Below are 16,313 nucleotides of genomic sequence, written 5' to 3'. Positions count from 1 at the left end.
ACATCAAAAATCAACTACCCAAAAATCTTTATCAGCTCTTCCCACTCTCTTTGAGTCATACCGCTAGTTTCATGAGTAACTTTTTCACCTTTTATCATTCTTTTAATTACGTCCAAACCTTTACGTGAAATATTTGCTCCCTGCAAACGATATTCCTCAAAAGCTTCATAAGTAAAAGGTACCCAAACTTTGACTATCTCAAGCATTTTTTCGGCATAAACCCTAATTTCATATTGAGCGTGAGGGTCGGCACGCAACCTTAAAAAATGAAGTAAATTATGTAAATTAATCTTCCAATACCATTCAGTATAATAATTTAAAGTTAAATTCATACGGGCAAGTTCTCTTGCTATCCCTATAGCATTCTCATCTATAATATTACCCTCTTCATCGGCATTCATCAGCTCCGTATAATGCCCGTAGCACTGCCTAGCATCTTTTTCGAGAATCATTAATACTTTTTCTGCTATGTCCTTTGGTAAACTATCGCCCTCTCTACATTGTTTATTTACGGCAGATTGCGAAGCAATATTTGCCGGTTCAGGTAGATAAAATTCATTGCCTAAAATAGAGTATCTTGCCGAATATTCGTTAACACTAGCTGTTCTGTGCCTAATCCATTGCCTTGCAATAAATATCGGTAGTTTAATATGAAATTTGATGTCACACATCTCAAAAGGGGTGGTATGATAATGTCGCAGTAAGTAATTTATTAACCCTTGATCTTGGTTTAACTGCTTCGTCCCCTTACCGTAAGAAACACGTGCTGCTTGTACTATAGCACTATCATCTCCCATATAGTCAATAACTCTAATAAAGCCGTGATCTAACACTTTTATAGGCTCGTATAAGATTTCTTCAAGTGCCGGAACTACTACTCTTTTTGTGGTGTTGTGCATTCTATCCTCTGTATTTTTTGTTGCAAGTATTACGTTGTTATGTCATTCCTGCGAAAGCAGGAAGCCAGTAACCTCTAATGTTATCCCGCGACTTGATCGCGGGATCCAGTTTTTTTTTAATTATTTTTTGGATACCGTGGTCAAGCCACGGTATGACATCCAGTACTTTTCTTGATCCACACAGGCAAACCTTACCCCTCATGACAAATAACTATATAAATTCTTACCGTTTCTTTTCAGCCATAATTTTGCCGGTTGGTATTCGGGATATATATCCTCAACTAGCTGCCAAAAATTTTCGCTATGGTTCATTTCTTTTAAATGTGCCATTTCATGAGCTACTAAATATTTCAGTACTTCAAAGGGAGCGAAAACTACTCGCCAATTAAAAGCAAGGTTTCCTCTACTACAACAACTTCCCCAACGAGTAACATTTTCCATTATTCTAATATTGGAATAAGTCAAATTATGTTTTTTGGATATATTCTCTACTATTATTTTTATTTCTGCTAATAATTTCTTTTTAAGGAATACTTCTATACTAAGTTTTTTTAGTACCCTACTGCAATACACTTCTAATATAGAATCATTTAGTTTTATCTGATTTTTAGACGCATCAATATGTATTATTTCATAAGATTTACCTAAAATAGAAATCTTATCTTCATCCTTTGGTATCTCAGTTACATTACGACGTAATTTTTGCCTAACCCAATATTCTTTACTTAACAGAAAATTATGACCTTTTTCGGCCTTTACCTTAAGAGGTAATACAAGCTCTGCCCCTTTAGACGTAATTCGGATAGCTATATTTTTAGCTTTAGCACTTCTCCTTACTATAACATTTTGAGGTTCGCCGTATTTGGTAAGAGTAACAAAATCTCCCATCTAAAATACTATTATTATTCATTTAGGCCAGGTATATATTTGCTTGGATCAACTGCTACTTTGTCTTTACGCATAGCAAAATATAACTTATGTTCTACATGCCCGATAACACTATTTTTAGCAACCTTATCACCTTTTTTAAGTAATAAATCGTCTAAATTAGCATATGCTACTTCTAGATCGTCTTTATCTAATTTAACTATTACTAAATTACCGAATTGTTTATTAAAACCTGAATATATTACCGTTCCTGCAGCTATAGATTTAACTTCGCTATGTTCTTTAGCTGCAATATCTATCCCTTTACTTTTACCGGCTTTAAACTCGGTAATAATTACCCCGTTTAACGGTTTTGCAAAGTTTAATTGTTCTATCACTTCTTCATCTTCGCCTTCATGCCGAGATATAGGGATCTCAATATCATCATTATCATCTTCTATAATTTTTGCCTTTGGTTCTTCGAGTATACCGCTAACTTTTTCTGATGTAGTAGTATCTTCCATAGTTCTTTGCACTATTAATCCCTCATCGTGATCTAGTTCGGTAGGATTATTATTTGCAGTAATAGCCCCCACTTTATACTCAATTGGAGCAGGTGGCTGATCAACGCAAGCAATCAAACAAAAACATATAATAGTACTAAGTGCAACAGGATATTTCATATATTTAACAAAACTATTATTTACATTAGAAAACAAATCTTACATAGTATATAATTTTTATCATTATTTTCCATCAAAAAATTAACTATGAAAACTTATAATATTGTCATAGCTAGTGACCATTCAGGTTACAAGCTTAAGTCTGAAATTATCGATTATTTAGAACAGCAATCTTTAAAGATTTATGATTGCGGAACAAATAACACACAAACCGTTGATTATCCTGATTATGCTAAGAAAGTGGTAGATACTATTATTGAAAAATTAGCACCTATCGGTATTTTAATTAATGATACGGGGATAGGTATGTCTATAGCTGCTAATCGCAGCTCGGAAATAAGAGCCGCTTTATGCAATGATATATTAACTGCCGAAAATGCTAAAGCTCATAATGACGCCAATATCCTAATACTCGGTGCAAAAACCATAGATCATGAAATAGTATTTGATATTATAGATAGGTTTTTAACCACTAAATTTGAAGGCGGCAGACATAGCACCCGCTTATTAAAGATAAAGTAATTTTATAAACTATTAAACATTGTTAGTTCGCTTGCAGCTTTATCAAAAGTAACAGTATAATTACAACCATTAAATATATTTAGCTTACCTATTAATATATCGGAAAAATCTGTTTTATAATTTTCGTATTCTAAAACAGATAACCATAAAACTTGTTGATTCTCAAAACTAAATTCAATTGTACTAAATATTTCTTTTAGTACTAAAACTATTTGCTCTTTTGAATATTTATAGCCTTTTTCTAATACCCAAACTAATTCACATATAACTATATTATTTATAAATATTGAATTTTCTTTACCGGAATATTTTTCTATTAATTCTATAGCTTTGATGCTTTGTACTTTATCGTCTTCGGTTAAGTAACGAATTAGAATATTTGTATCAATTCCTATCATATGAACCTTTAATAATTTCATTCATTGCATCTATAGTTAGAGTATTTTTAGGTTTTGGTAAAATATGTTTCAAGTTTTTAACTGATTTATTTATAGGTATTACCATAAAAGAATTATCTTGTACTATTAGCTCTAGCTTACTTCCTGTAGATAAATTTAACTTCTCTCTAATATAACTTGGAATTGTCATTTGCCCTCTATTAGTGAGCACTACAAGCTGTGTTTTCATAATGATCTAATTTAAATATTTTCAGTATAAATTAATAATAGCAGAAATAATTTAATAATGCAGCATTATAATTAGATTTAAGTTCTGTAATTTTTCTCCAAAAATATATATTTAACTTAATGAGACATTCCTATATATTTTGATAAACCAATATGTACTCCGAATAAATGAAGAGTATGAAAGATAACAAATAAAAAATAAATTTTGTAATAAAGGTGGAAACCGCTTTTCACCTTTATTACTCATTATTTTAAAGCTTCTTTGAAGAAGCGTGTTTATACGATTCTTCAAAGAAAGGAAATGTATGATGCTGCTTAATATGAATCTTCAAGAGTTTAAACAAAAATATAATTATGATGTTGCAACGAAAATGATGCAACAATATCTAGACATTAAATTTGCTCATTTAGATTGTTTACTATTATTTAGAATGGGTGATTTTTATGAGATGTTCTATGAGGATGCAATTCTTGCAAGTAACGTACTTGGCATAGCTCTAACAAAAAGAGGCAAAAACGGTGAAGAAGAAGTCCCAATGTGCGGCGTACCTTATCATGCTCTTGAGAACTATTTAACTAAGTTAATCGAAGAAAATTATAAAGTTGCTATTTGTGATCAACTCGAAACACCTGAAGAAGCAAAAAATAGAGGCGGTTATAAAGCGGTAGTTAGTAGAGACGTTACAAGGATTATAACCCCAGGTACTATAATTGAAGAAAATTTAATTGCTTCAGCTGAGCCTAATTATTTAGCAAGTCTTGTAATACCGAAAAATAAAGAAACAGCTAGCCTTTGTTATGTTGATCTTTCTACTTCTGAAATTTTTGTAGTTAATGTACCGGAAGCCGAAATTCTTAATGAACTTGCCCGTTTAAAACCTCGTGAAATTTTACTTAGCGAGAATCTAAGATCTTCTCATCTTGCAGATAATATCTTCAAACAATTAAATTTTCGTATTACCTATCAAGTAGATAGTTTTTTTGCGGTTAATAAATGTGAAAAAATTATTTTAGATTTTTATAAAATGAAAGATATTAAAGGAATTGGCGAGATATCTAGCGGTCAAATTTGTACTATAGGTAGCATTTTAGAATATTTATCGTTAACGCAAAAACAAAATATCCCTCATTTGCCGATCCCTAGGATTATCAATTTTCATAGCTATATGACTATTGATTTTGCAACTAGACGCAACCTTGAAATTGTAACAAACGCACAAGGCAGCTCGAAAGGAAGTTTACTAAGCACCATTAATCATACGGTTACTAAACAAGGCGGACGTTTATTATATAATTTTCTTTCTAGTCCTTTAACCGACATTGCCAAAATAAATCACCGTTTAAATATTACCGATTTCTTTTATTCTAATCCGGAAATAGTTTCAAAAACCCGTAAATACTTAAAAAAAACCAACGATATAGAACGCTGCTTAACCCGTATTACAATGAATAGAAGCTCAGGTCGTGATTTACTTAGTATTAAATATACTTTAGAAACGGCGACGATTATTAAAGGAGTATTTTGTGATGTTTACGGTTTTAATTTACCTGATTTTATTGAAAAAATTATTAAACCTCTCACAGGCAACGAAGAATTATATAATTTAATAGAGGCAACAATACGGGAAGATGCTCCAAACAACTTAAATGAAGGCGGTATAATAAAACATGAATATCATCCGAAAGTAGCACAATTACATGATTTAATTAATAACGGAAAATTACATATTGAAAAGCTCAAAGATCAATATCGCAAAGAAACGGGTATAGATAGATTAAAAATATGCCATAATAATGTTATAGGTCTTTTTATCGATATAACTGCTAAAAATGCTAATAAAATTACCGATCCTAAATTTATTCACCGTCAAACAACAGTTAACAGCGTACGTTATACTACTAATGAATTACAAAAGCTTGAAAGTGACCTAGTCAATGCTAAGACTTTAGTAATAAGCTTAGAAAAAGAATTATATACGGATATTTGTAGGCAAGTAATCGAGAAAGCTCCTTATTTACGAATGCTTGCAAGCTCTTTAAGCGGACTTGACGTATTTTGTAATTTTGCTTATATCGCTGATGAATATGATTATGTTAAGCCTGAATTTACCGATGATTTAAGTTTTGATATCGTTAAAGGACGACATCCTGTAGTAGAGAAAGCACTGCAGCGAGAAAGCAAAAGCTTTGTATATAATGACTGCCGATTATCGGAGTTTGAGCGTATTTGGTTAATTACCGGTCCTAATATGGCAGGCAAAAGTACTTTCTTACGACAAAATGCCATTATTGCAATCATTGCTCAAATAGGTTCGTTTGTACCGGCAAAAAGTGCCAAAATAGGAGTAGTCGATAAAATATTTAGCCGAATAGGTGCTGCCGATGATTTAATTAAGGGACAATCGACATTTATGGCAGAGATGCTTGAAACTTCGGCAATTCTTGCCCAATCTACAAAAAACTCACTAATCATACTTGATGAGGTAGGTAGAGGCACTTCCACTTACGACGGCGTATCTATAGCATGGTCAGTACTTGAATATATCCATGATAAGCTGAAATGCCGCTGTCTTTTTGCTACACATTATCATGAACTAACCGTTATGAGTAATTTTCTGCCGGCTTTGCAAAATTATACTATCGCTATTGAGGAGTCAGGTAAAGATATTCTGTTTTTACATAATATTATCTCAGGTGCCGCCGATAGGTCATATGGTATTCATGTTGCAGCCTTAGCCGGTCTTCCTGCGAGCGTTATAAATAGAGCTGAGCAGATTCTGCTTAAATTTGAAAAAACTTCTACCGGTAAAGGAAAAAATATCTTATCGACGGAATCAAATAATTTGAGTTTGTTTAACCTCGAACCTAATAAAACTACTATAAGCAGCAAATTAGACGCAAAATTTAGAACTATCGATCCTGATAAACTATCCCCTAAAGAAGCACTTGAGCTAATTTATGAGTTAAAGAAAATGGGTTAATGCGAGTTGGCAGTGTTGCATGGATTAAAAAAAGCGTGCGATGTCATTCCCGCGTAGGCGGGAATCCAGTAAAACATATATAAAAAACTTATTTTTTATATATGTTTATTTTATCAAATATGTATTTTTGTACCAATATCTAAGATTATTTCTTCTGGATTCCTGCTTTCGCGGGAATGACATAAATAACGCCGCTAAAAGCAAGAATCTACAAATTATTTACTACCCCAAAAGAAACCATACACATATCCTACTAATGAGCTTACTAATTTTACTGCTGTGTTATACATTACAGTACAAGTATCATCCGAAGGTATAGTTTTGGAGTTTCTAATTCTGCAGAAGTAAAAATATTTCCTGAATTTACTAGATCAAATATTGTCGGAGTTAGATTATATTCACCACTTGAATATGTTTCATCTGTGAAGAACTCTAATACTGCTTCTTTGCTATCGATTAACATTTCGCCCATAAAAAATCCCCTTTTAATTTTTAAATATTTAATAAATTAATCACTCTGTGTATTAACTTATTAGTGCATTATATAGGATTTTAATATTGAAGTCAAGAAGAAGTTAATAAATTAATATTTAATTAACTAAATGTCATTAAACGCTTCGATGTCACCCCGTGGCTTGAACTATACGAACATTTAGGATGTCATTCCCGCGAAAGCGGGAATCCAAAAATGATTGTCATCCCGCGACTTGACCGCGGGATGACACTTTTACTCTTTTTCCAACCAATATTTGCTACAGGCGAAAAAATTAGGATTAGCGAAATTTTCTTTACCGTAAGTAATTTCTTTTCCGTCGCAATCTAAAATATTACCGCCGCCGGCTTTAATTAAAGCATGACCTGCCGCTATATCCCACTCCATAGTGTGACCGAATTTTGGATATATATCAGCTGCTCCTTCAGCAATTAAGCATAATTTGATTGAGCTACCTACGGCATTTATTTTACCGAATGAATATTTGCTTAAAAATTCTTTAGTAGCTTTATTTGAATTATAAAAACCTATTACCGCATTAAATTCCTCTCTTTTAGATTCGTAGTGAATAGGTATTTCTAAAGAATTTTGTTCGATTTTTAATTGTTGTTTCGCATTTGTATAATATAATTTATCCGATTCAGGTTGGTATACTAAGCCAATGGTCGGAATATTGTTTTCAATAAGCCCTATATTTACCGTATATGTACTTTTACCGTTTACATAGCTTCGTGTCCCGTCAATAGGATCGATTAACCAAAAAGTATCACTGCTGAATATAGGTAGCGGCTGCTCTTCACATACTATAGCTATTTGTGGGGTTAAGGTTTGTAGAGTGTGATAAATTATTTTACTAATTTCCTTATCAGCATTAGTGACGAAAGAACCGTCTGATTTAATATCAGTCAATATTCCTGCCTTTTTTATATCTAGTGCAATCTTGCCGGTATTAATAATTAAATCTTTTAAAGCAGCTATTAAATTATTGTCCATATTATTTATTTAACATTTTTGCAGCGATATCGTCCTCTAACCACTGACCGGTATTTAGAAGCGCAGCCTGCTGCAACTCAGCGATTTGATGATCAGGTGACCCAGGTAATTGCGTCCACCCCAAATACTCAATTCCGTAATATTCTATATCAACCATTCTTAAATAAGAGTCCATATTTTCTAAATCTTTTTTATTATTTGCAAAAATTACTATTTTTGTAGGTTGTTTTGGTATAATTTTCAAGAACTCTATAAGAGTTTTTACTTTATTTATATTACCGGTAAATATTATACCTAAATAAAAAATAGGGGCTCCGGCATCACTTGGATTAAATCTAAATACATCTTTATCATTAACTTTATTAGTAAAATTAATATTAAGTCCGTAAAGTAAGGTATATAGCCATCCTTCATAATTTTCAATTAAATTACACGGGGTTGTTATTTCCTGAAGACCTAAAACCGTTGCACCTTGCTGTTTCATCTTATTAATTAAATCTACCCATTTAGATTCAACAAGCATCATTTGACGCCGCTCTATCAATTGTGCAATAGTTTTATTAACTGATGAGTTATCCACTGCAAGACTATATAAATATTTAGTAAAATTTATATAAGAATTATCTTGGTATCGAAATAATTTTGATTTCGGTGTTATAATAGTATTATCTATATTTATAAGTACCAGCGTATCTGCATCTATCTTCGGTAATAAATTTTTCATTGTTACCGAATCTACGGAGTAAGTAGGAATAATTTGACCGTAGCCCGCATACGAAATAACTAAGCAAAGTAAACTCAATAAAGTTTTATTGATTAGACCTCTTAAATAACCTACCTTATAAAGAGGAATTTGAAGGAAACACGGAACGTAGCACCGCAGCGTACAAAAAAGTACGTGAGGATGCAAGTACCGGATTGACGTACAAATTACCTTTAGAAGGAGGTTATTTAAGAGGTCTACTTTTGTCATAAGGATTTTTACCTTTTGTATTATTATTCTTTAAAGGTGGATTATTTCTTTTTACTTTATTTATTTGAGGTATTAAATCATTAATTAGTTTAGTATAATTTGCTACATCTTGATCTTCTTGGGTATTTTTATTATTATAATGATAACCGATAAATAATATATTAGAACTATAACTATTAAGTTGAAATTCCATTGATTTTAATAATTCTATGTTACTGCTAATCATTATAAAAGCTTTAGGCATAAATCTTATTTGAATAAGGAATTTAAAAATCATCTCTGCTTCCGGTATATTATTACCGGTCAATATACCTTTATAAAATACCGGATAAGTATTAGCAAAACTGTCTAAATTATTAAAAATAATATAATTATTGTTTGGAAAACTATTTGAAAAATCAATATCGAAATTTTTCTTTAAGTAATCGGCAAACCATATTTCAAATTTAGGAATATTATTAAAATTACCGGTAAATCCTTTATTTACAGCTATTATAGGGATTTTACTATTACTAATTTCACTTACAAAATTTGGAAAATCCGATTCTTGTAACTCTTTATTATATTTATCATTAGTTAAAATCAATTGATCTATATAAATAGCTTTTGGATTTGTATTAACATTACGCAAAAGAGGAGTTATTTTTAAATAAATATCCTTATCAATTTGTTTACCGATAGGAACTAAAGACTTAAACAGAAATTCATCTAAAACTGTTACTACTAATAAATCCTGCGGTGCATAATTTTTATTATAATTTTCATTAAAATCTTGCTTTATTTTATTCAAGCTATCTACTTCTATAATCTCTGCACGAGCTATAGACGCAATAAATAATATTAAAATAAATATATATTTTTTAAACATTTATAGTTTCCATTTTTAGTGTCATTCCTAAGGCTTTTTATGTCATTCCCGGGAAAGTGTTGTTGTGTGGATCGGTTTCCGCCCTGTCATCCCGCGACTTGATCGCGGGATCCAGTTAAAAATACTAAAATTATTAGTATTTTAAGTTGTATTTCTAGATACCGTGGTCAAGCCACAGTATGACACCGAACGCGTTTTCCAATCCACGCAACAATGCTTACGCGGGAATGACATAGATCCGCACCGCTCGCAATGACGAAATTTAATATATTAGTGTTACCACATCATAATGCTAATATCAATCCATATTAAATTATAATATGGTAAATATGTTTGGAAGTTTTTTTAGCACGCTAGGCGGTACTGTCGGAAATGCATTTGGGGGTGGCATATTTTCAAGTGTAGGAAGATTTGCCGGCAAAATGCTTGGCGAGTATTTAGATCAACTAAATCATGAACCGACAGAATATGATAATATTAAAAATTTCAAAGAAAACTTTAAATATACTACAGCGAGTTACGGCGAACCTATACCACTAATTTTCGGTACTGCAAGAGTTAACGGCAAAATAATTTGGGCAGATCAAATTAAAGAGATAGCAAATAGTACCCGTCATAAAGAATATTCCCCATATTTTCACAACTTAAAATCCGTTACTAATTTTACTGAATATAGCTATTTCTGTTCGTTTGCCGTCAGTATTTGTGAGGGAGAAATTACTGAGATTAATAGAGTATGGGTAGATGATGAGGTAATAAATTTAGGCAAGTATAATTTTAGATTATATAAAGGATCAGAAACGCAATTACCCGATCCTTTAATTGAAAACAACTTAAGTATTGGTAAAACTCCGGCTTTTAGGTCGCTTAGTTATATAGTATTTGAAGAATTGCCTTTAGAAGATTTCGGCAATATTATTCCAAGTTTCTCATTTGAGATAACAAGAAAACCCAATATTTATTTACCGAGTAATTATGCAAAGGTTGAAAATTTAATCAGTAGCATTAATATGATCCCGGGATCAGGTGAATTTGTTTACGATACGGAGGTTCAATATAAAATGCAAGAAAGTTCTTACGGCGGCGTAATAAGCCATGAGGCTATTAACTCCCATAATCATTATAATATCGCCGATAGTGTATTCAGCCTCAATCAGCTACAAAATACCTGTCCTAATATTAAAAGCACCTGTAGTCTCATGGTGCGGCGATAGTTTAGACATAAGCTATTGTAGCATAAAACCGGCTATAGAGTTTAACGACCCTCTAACCTCATATTCATGTACTTGGCAAGTCGGTCGTTATAATAGAGAGAATGCTAAAATTATCTCTAAAGATGGGCATGATAACCCTAATTACGGTGGCAGCGTTAACGATGCTAGTTTAGTGCGTTACTTAACCGAGCTAAAAAGACGCAATTTAAAAATTATGTTTTATCCAATGTTTTTCATGGACTTATCAGGTAAACCATGGCGTGGACATGTTATAGGTTCTGCAAATACAGTAAGTAATTTTTTTCATAAAGCGGACGGCTATAATAACTTTCTTCTTCACTATGCAAGACTTGTTAAAGATTATGTAGACGCTTTTATAATCGGCTCGGAACTAATCGGCATAACTTCTATAAAAGATGCAGCAAATAATTTTCCGGCAGTGAACGAGCTGATACATCTTGCGTGCTTAGTAAAGGAAATAGTAGGAAGTAATGTACAAATTACTTATGCTGCCGATTGGTCGGAATATCATAACACTAATGGCGGGTGGTATAATTTAGACCCGTTATTTGCCTCCCCTTATATCGATTTTGTCGAAATAGATGCTTATTTCCCTCTAACTAGTTCTTTAAGCTCTCAGATAACAAAAGAAAAAATTACGAAAGGTTGCCACTCTAGCGAAGGGTATGATTATTATTTAGACGGCGAAAATAATAAACAACCTTTATCTGCTGCTTACGCTTGGAAGAATGTAAGGTACTGGTGGGAAAATCATCACTATAATTCTGATGGAAATAGAACGGCTTGGGAGCCAAAAATGAAAAAAATATAGTTTACCGAATTCGGCTTTCCGTCAATAGATAAAGCACCAAACCAACCAAACGTGTTCTTTGATCCTAAATGCACGGACGGCGGTAGTCCTAAATATTCCTCGGCAGCTACTGATTTCTCAGTGCAACGAACGGCTATTAAAGGCTTTATAGAATATTGGCAAACACAAGAATATATAGAAGAAATGTTCTTATGGACATGGGATGCTAGACCCTACCCTGCATGGCCGCACGGTAATATTTGGAGCGATAATCATTTATGGGAAAAAGGACATTGGGTTAACGGTAAATTCGGTAGTTGTAGCCTTGCCGAGATAATCCTTGAGCTATCTGCTAGAAACGGTATTGATCTACAAAAAATCGATATTTCTACTATTGATGAAGTGGTAGACGGTTTTATTTTAAATAAGGTTTTATCTACAATAGATGTTATTAATTCTCTAAGAATATTTTACTTTTTTGATATAATAGCAAGCGATTGCAAAAAAATTAAATTTCTGAAACGAGGAGCGGGTAATTTAGAGCATCTAAGCAGCGAGAGCTTAATAAAACTGATCGATAATAGTTATTTAAAGCAAACAGAAATACCGGAAGAAAATATTATTAGCAAGTTATTAATTTTATCGATCGATTTAATAATTATACTAATTCCTATTGTTACATAAGTAATGAAACAGGCTCAAAATAGTCCGACCCTTAACGTCAAAATACCTATTATTTTATCGCTACCTGAAATAGAGAGCATAGGAGGTTTAATCTTAAAAAATGCTTCTATTGAAAGTAAGGTAATTAAATTCTTAATACCAGCAATCTTTCATGGGTTTAAACCCGGGGATTTCTTAATACTTCATTACAAAAAACTTAAATATCAAATTAGAATAGTAAATATAGAATTACTTTCTTTAACTTCTTATGTTACAGGCGTTATAGATAATTTATCTGCCTATTATTTGCCTGCTGCAAATATTTTATCCGGTTTTAAGAAAACCATAAATGAACAAATTAAATGTATTATACTTGACTTACCTTTTAATGTAGTAGAGGGAAATGATAGGCCTTATCTAGCCTTTTATTTACAGAGTAATATTAATGAAGCATTGTATGTGTCTACAGATGGAAATGATTATGCTAAAATAGCTAATTTAACCAACCGGACTTTTATAGGCAGCGTTGTCGGTTTTGCTTCTGATAATATTACTATTAACTGTAGAAATTTTGAAACACTAGTTAATGATGATTGGAACTTAGCAGCTTTCGGTCTAGAAATTATAAAATTCAAAAGATGGGAAAAATTAGATACCGATACTTATAAAATTAGCGAAATAGTAAGAGGTGAATTTGGAACGCAAAACTTAGTTCACTCACATCAAAATAACGAAAATTTTATTTTACTTGAAAAGAATTTTAATATCATTCCCGTAGCTACAAAATTAAAAGGTAAAAAAGTATATTTTAAAGTCGCTAACTTATAACCTATAGACATTACTTTCCAAAATAAAGTAGGGTTGTAATCGGAAGCATTTGATTGTTATTTTTTATTTTAATGATATACTTATATAAGTAATTACTTAAGGATGAATAATATGACAAGATTAAGTATAGATATATCAAACGAATTGCACCAATTCCTTAAAGTCCATACTGCTTATAAAAATGAGACTATTATGAATTTTGTAAAGGAAGCAATATACAGTAAGATAGAGCAAGAAAAAGAATTAAATACAGAATCAATCAAAATATTAGAAGAATCAACCAAAGGTTTGAACATCAATAAATATTCCTCTTATAAGGAAATGTATAAGAAACTTGATTTAATATGATTCTGCAAACTACTACTAAACGTTTTGAAAAAGAATTGCTACTAATGCATAAACGTAGTAAAAATATAAAAAAGTTAATCACGATTACTGATTTACTAGTAAAAAATATTAATAATAATGTAGCACACCATCTATTATTACCGCCAAAATATTGCTTACATAAAATTACTAATATGAATAATATTTGGGACTGTCATATAGAACCTGATTGGTTATTACTTTATTATTTAGATGATGAAGTTTTAAGGCTAGAGCGTACCGGTACACATAGCGATTTATTTAAATAATCTAATAAGATAAATTTATGACATAATTGCAAGTGAAGCTAGAAAAGAGCTATATAAGCTAATTGATGAAGTAGCTATAAGCCACGAACCTACTTTAATAAAAGGCAAACGGAATGCAGCAGTTTTAATCTCAGCCGATGATTGGGAAGATATACAAGAAACAATATTTGTTGCTTCTAATAAGAAATCAAGCGACTCAATTATTAAAGGATTAAATACTCCTCTTGAAAAATGCAGTACTTCTTTAGATTAGTAATTTAAAATGTATACCTTGTATTATACTGAAGCTGCACGTAAAGATTATAAATTAGTAAGCAAGTCTATTTATAAAGATAAAATTCAAACTTTATTATCTATCATTCAAAACAATCCTTTTCAAAACCTACCGCCTTTTAAAAAAACTAATAGGTACCTATAATGGTGCTTATTCAAGAAGAATAAACCTACAACATAGATTATTCTATCAAGTTTACGAAGAAAGTATGTGGAGTCATTACGGCGATAATTAATTATTAAAGTTGCTCAAACCTGAATAAAAAATTTGCTTGACATGTATATACAAAGTAATTACAATGTATTAAGACATTTATATTGGTAATAAATATGCATGCAGAAATTATTAAAATCGGTAATTCAAAAGGCTTAAGAATACCCAAGCCTTTTCTTGAACAATGCAAAATAAAAAATACTGTAAACTTAACAGTAAAAAATCATTCTCTTATAATAACTCCTTATGAAAATATACGAGAAGGATGGGAAGAAAGTTTTAAAACTATGGCTGAAAAGAAAGATGACCATCTTTTAGATGAAGATTATATAGACTTAGATACAGAAGGATGGGAATGGTAAATATTAACAGATTCGATATATTACTTATCTCTCTTGATCCGGCTAAAGGAACAGAAATAAATAAAACAAGACCTTGCGTTGTTATTTCTCCTAATGAAATGAATAAATATATTAACACTCTTATCGTTGCACCTATGACGAGTAAAATTAAAAACTATCCAACTCGTGTTCCGGTTACTTTTGACGGTACAAAAGGCAATATCGTATTAGATCAAATTCGTACCATAGATAAATCTAGAATTATAAAAAAACTTGGGGTTTTGGATAACGAAACTATAAATTTAGTTTTTAAGACTTTAGAGAAAATATTTACTTAAGTCTATAACGAGTGGCTTTTCCTTGACCTATTCGTTCTAATCGTTTTAAATCGAGTAATTTTTTTATTATAGATTCAATAGTTCGTTCAGGAAATCCTGTTACGTCCACTGCATCCTTTCGGCTAAATTCCTTATTTCCTTTATTAATCCAATTCCATACTTCTAATTGTTTTTCGGATAATAAATATTCTATATTATCTTCTTTGATAATCTGTAAAGCTTTAATACTTTGTAGCTTAACTACATTTAAAAAGAACTTTAACCAAGCAGTAATATCTTCAAGTTCTGTTTTCCAAGATCCTTGAGTTTTATTTAGCACTTTATAATAATCAATTGTGTTTGCTTCAATAATACGCTCATGAGAAACGATTTGAGTAAATAAATAACCATGTTTTAGAAGCAATAAATTTGTTAGTAATCTGCTTGTTCTACCATTACCGTCCTGAAACGGGTGAATCGCTAAATATTCAAAAATAAAATTAGCAATAAGGATGAGCGGATGTTTGGATTTATCGTTAACTGCTAGATTATACCAACCTATTAACTCCTGCATTTCCTTTTTTACCAAATAAGGAGGAGTAGGCTCAAATATTACACCTACTACATTACCGTCATAATCTTTTGCTTCTACTCGGTTTGAGGTAAATTTATAATTTCCCTTATGACGCATATCTTTATCACTATAAACTAACATATCTCTATGTAATTTTAATATAAGCGATTCTGTAATATGTATTGCTTTATAATTATCAAAGATCAATTCAAGGCATTGCAAATACCCTGCTATTTCTTGCTCATCTCGTGTTTTAAATTTCTGAACATTTAAATTTCTATAAAGATTTTCTACATGATCATCGGTAAGTTTATTACCCTCAATACGGTTAGAAGAACCGGTAGAAGTTATAATTACGCAGCGAGTTAAGCGATCTAGAGTGTGAGGTAACAACTGCTTAGTAATTTGCCAGCTATTTTTTACTCCTTCAATTTCAGAAATTATAATATAAATTTCTTCAACTAGTTCAGGATTTAAACTTAATCTTTTATGAATACGAAAATTTTGTAAGCTCATTCATAATCTCACATAGTCACTA

Annotated in this window: 19 protein-coding genes and 1 pseudogene; 10 read left to right on the top strand and 10 right to left on the bottom strand. The window is 31.4% G+C overall.

What is annotated here, in order from left to right; genetic code table 11:
• Nucleotides 1-14 precede the first annotated feature (14 nt).
• The 3 genes from thyX to ACIAS7_RS04515 form a co-directional block, all read right to left on the bottom strand.
• Nucleotides 15-899, bottom strand: a complete 885-nt coding sequence (gene thyX / locus ACIAS7_RS04525; RefSeq protein ID WP_473198380.1) for an FAD-dependent thymidylate synthase — start codon at nucleotides 897-899, stop codon at nucleotides 15-17.
• 198 nt (nucleotides 900-1,097) lie between these two features.
• Nucleotides 1,098-1,787, bottom strand: a complete 690-nt coding sequence (locus ACIAS7_RS04520) for a M48 family metallopeptidase (RefSeq protein WP_473198379.1) — start codon at nucleotides 1,785-1,787, stop codon at nucleotides 1,098-1,100.
• 14 nt (nucleotides 1,788-1,801) lie between these two features.
• The gene (locus ACIAS7_RS04515) at nucleotides 1,802-2,485 is read right to left on the bottom strand and encodes a murein hydrolase activator EnvC family protein (RefSeq protein WP_473198378.1); all 684 of its coding nucleotides are present in this window, start codon (nucleotides 2,483-2,485) and stop codon (nucleotides 1,802-1,804) included.
• A 51-nt stretch (nucleotides 2,486-2,536) separates the two neighbouring features.
• Here ACIAS7_RS04515 and rpiB point away from each other — a divergent pair, with 51 nt between their 5' ends.
• Nucleotides 2,537-2,971, top strand: a complete 435-nt coding sequence (gene rpiB / locus ACIAS7_RS04510) for a ribose 5-phosphate isomerase B (RefSeq protein ID WP_473198377.1) — start codon at nucleotides 2,537-2,539, stop codon at nucleotides 2,969-2,971.
• 2 nt (nucleotides 2,972-2,973) lie between these two features.
• Here rpiB and ACIAS7_RS04505 read toward each other — a convergent pair whose 3' ends face one another.
• Complete coding sequence (locus tag ACIAS7_RS04505; protein WP_473198376.1) at nucleotides 2,974-3,369, bottom strand: PIN domain-containing protein; 396 nt, start codon at nucleotides 3,367-3,369, stop codon at nucleotides 2,974-2,976.
• Nucleotides 3,356-3,598 carry an AbrB/MazE/SpoVT family DNA-binding domain-containing protein gene (locus ACIAS7_RS04500; RefSeq protein ID WP_473198375.1) on the bottom strand — a complete coding sequence of 81 codons (243 nt, stop codon included), beginning with the start codon at nucleotides 3,596-3,598 and terminating at the stop codon, nucleotides 3,356-3,358. The genes ACIAS7_RS04505 and ACIAS7_RS04500 overlap by 14 nt, the downstream gene beginning before the upstream one ends.
• Before the next feature lie 307 nt (nucleotides 3,599-3,905).
• Here ACIAS7_RS04500 and mutS point away from each other — a divergent pair, with 307 nt between their 5' ends.
• Nucleotides 3,906-6,578: a DNA mismatch repair protein MutS gene (gene mutS / locus ACIAS7_RS04495; RefSeq protein ID WP_473199415.1), complete on the top strand. Its 2,673-nt coding sequence runs from the start codon at nucleotides 3,906-3,908 to the stop codon at nucleotides 6,576-6,578.
• A gap of 289 nt (nucleotides 6,579-6,867) precedes the next feature.
• On the opposite strand, the gene ACIAS7_RS04490 is transcribed toward mutS, so the two are convergent.
• The 4 genes from ACIAS7_RS04490 to ACIAS7_RS04475 form a co-directional block, all read right to left on the bottom strand.
• Nucleotides 6,868-7,050 carry a hypothetical protein gene (locus ACIAS7_RS04490; protein ID WP_473198374.1) on the bottom strand — a complete coding sequence of 61 codons (183 nt, stop codon included), beginning with the start codon at nucleotides 7,048-7,050 and terminating at the stop codon, nucleotides 6,868-6,870.
• Between the two features lie 255 nt (nucleotides 7,051-7,305).
• A complete protein-coding gene (locus tag ACIAS7_RS04485; protein WP_473198373.1) occupies nucleotides 7,306-8,064 on the bottom strand; it encodes a 3'(2'),5'-bisphosphate nucleotidase CysQ family protein in 759 nt (252 codons plus the stop codon).
• A gap of 1 nt (nucleotide 8,065) precedes the next feature.
• Nucleotides 8,066-8,917 carry a DUF2608 domain-containing protein gene (locus tag ACIAS7_RS04480; RefSeq protein WP_473199414.1) on the bottom strand — a complete coding sequence of 284 codons (852 nt, stop codon included), beginning with the start codon at nucleotides 8,915-8,917 and terminating at the stop codon, nucleotides 8,066-8,068.
• Nucleotides 8,918-9,011: 94 nt separating this feature from the next.
• Nucleotides 9,012-9,905 (bottom strand): DUF2608 domain-containing protein, encoded by an 894-nt coding sequence (locus tag ACIAS7_RS04475; RefSeq protein WP_473198372.1) that lies wholly within the window; start codon nucleotides 9,903-9,905, stop codon nucleotides 9,012-9,014.
• A 329-nt stretch (nucleotides 9,906-10,234) separates the two neighbouring features.
• On the opposite strand from ACIAS7_RS04475, the gene ACIAS7_RS04470 reads away from it, so the two are divergent.
• The 8 genes and pseudogenes from ACIAS7_RS04470 to ACIAS7_RS04435 all read left to right on the top strand — a co-directional run bounded on the left by ACIAS7_RS04470 (nucleotide 10,235) and on the right by ACIAS7_RS04435 (nucleotide 15,222).
• Nucleotides 10,235-11,119, top strand: a complete 885-nt coding sequence (locus ACIAS7_RS04470) for a hypothetical protein (RefSeq protein ID WP_473198371.1) — start codon at nucleotides 10,235-10,237, stop codon at nucleotides 11,117-11,119.
• Nucleotides 11,001-12,614: pseudogene (locus ACIAS7_RS04465) on the top strand (baseplate megatron protein TIM-barrel domain-containing protein). The gene ACIAS7_RS04470 and the pseudogene ACIAS7_RS04465 overlap by 119 nt, the downstream one beginning before the upstream one ends.
• Nucleotides 12,615-12,617: 3 nt before the next feature.
• A complete protein-coding gene (locus ACIAS7_RS04460) occupies nucleotides 12,618-13,421 on the top strand; it encodes a GTA baseplate fiber-binding domain-containing protein (RefSeq protein WP_473198370.1) in 804 nt (267 codons plus the stop codon).
• 111 nt (nucleotides 13,422-13,532) lie between these two features.
• Entirely contained in the window at nucleotides 13,533-13,769 is a 237-nt protein-coding gene (locus tag ACIAS7_RS04455; RefSeq protein ID WP_473198369.1) for a hypothetical protein, read from the top strand.
• Nucleotides 13,766-14,056, top strand: a complete 291-nt coding sequence (locus tag ACIAS7_RS04450; RefSeq protein ID WP_473198368.1) for a type II toxin-antitoxin system RelE/ParE family toxin — start codon at nucleotides 13,766-13,768, stop codon at nucleotides 14,054-14,056. The genes ACIAS7_RS04455 and ACIAS7_RS04450 overlap by 4 nt, the downstream gene beginning before the upstream one ends.
• Before the next feature lie 13 nt (nucleotides 14,057-14,069).
• Nucleotides 14,070-14,309, top strand: coding sequence for a type II toxin-antitoxin system Phd/YefM family antitoxin (locus ACIAS7_RS04445; RefSeq protein WP_473199413.1), 240 nt, complete (start codon nucleotides 14,070-14,072; stop codon nucleotides 14,307-14,309).
• A 350-nt stretch (nucleotides 14,310-14,659) separates the two neighbouring features.
• Entirely contained in the window at nucleotides 14,660-14,905 is a 246-nt protein-coding gene (locus ACIAS7_RS04440) for an AbrB/MazE/SpoVT family DNA-binding domain-containing protein (RefSeq protein WP_473198367.1), read from the top strand.
• The gene (locus ACIAS7_RS04435) at nucleotides 14,899-15,222 is read left to right on the top strand and encodes a type II toxin-antitoxin system PemK/MazF family toxin (RefSeq protein ID WP_473198366.1); all 324 of its coding nucleotides are present in this window, start codon (nucleotides 14,899-14,901) and stop codon (nucleotides 15,220-15,222) included. The genes ACIAS7_RS04440 and ACIAS7_RS04435 overlap by 7 nt, the downstream gene beginning before the upstream one ends.
• On the opposite strand, the gene ACIAS7_RS04430 is transcribed toward ACIAS7_RS04435, so the two are convergent.
• Nucleotides 15,215-16,291, bottom strand: coding sequence for a Fic family protein (locus ACIAS7_RS04430; protein ID WP_473198365.1), 1,077 nt, complete (start codon nucleotides 16,289-16,291; stop codon nucleotides 15,215-15,217). The two genes, ACIAS7_RS04435 and ACIAS7_RS04430, sit on opposite strands and share 8 nt — an antisense overlap.
• Nucleotides 16,292-16,313 lie beyond the last annotated feature (22 nt).

It is taken from the genome of Rickettsia sp. 109562A South Dakota, assembly GCF_055791265.1.
Note: the sequence above shows the minus strand (reverse complement) of the source record. Positions and strands in the feature narration are given on the sequence as shown.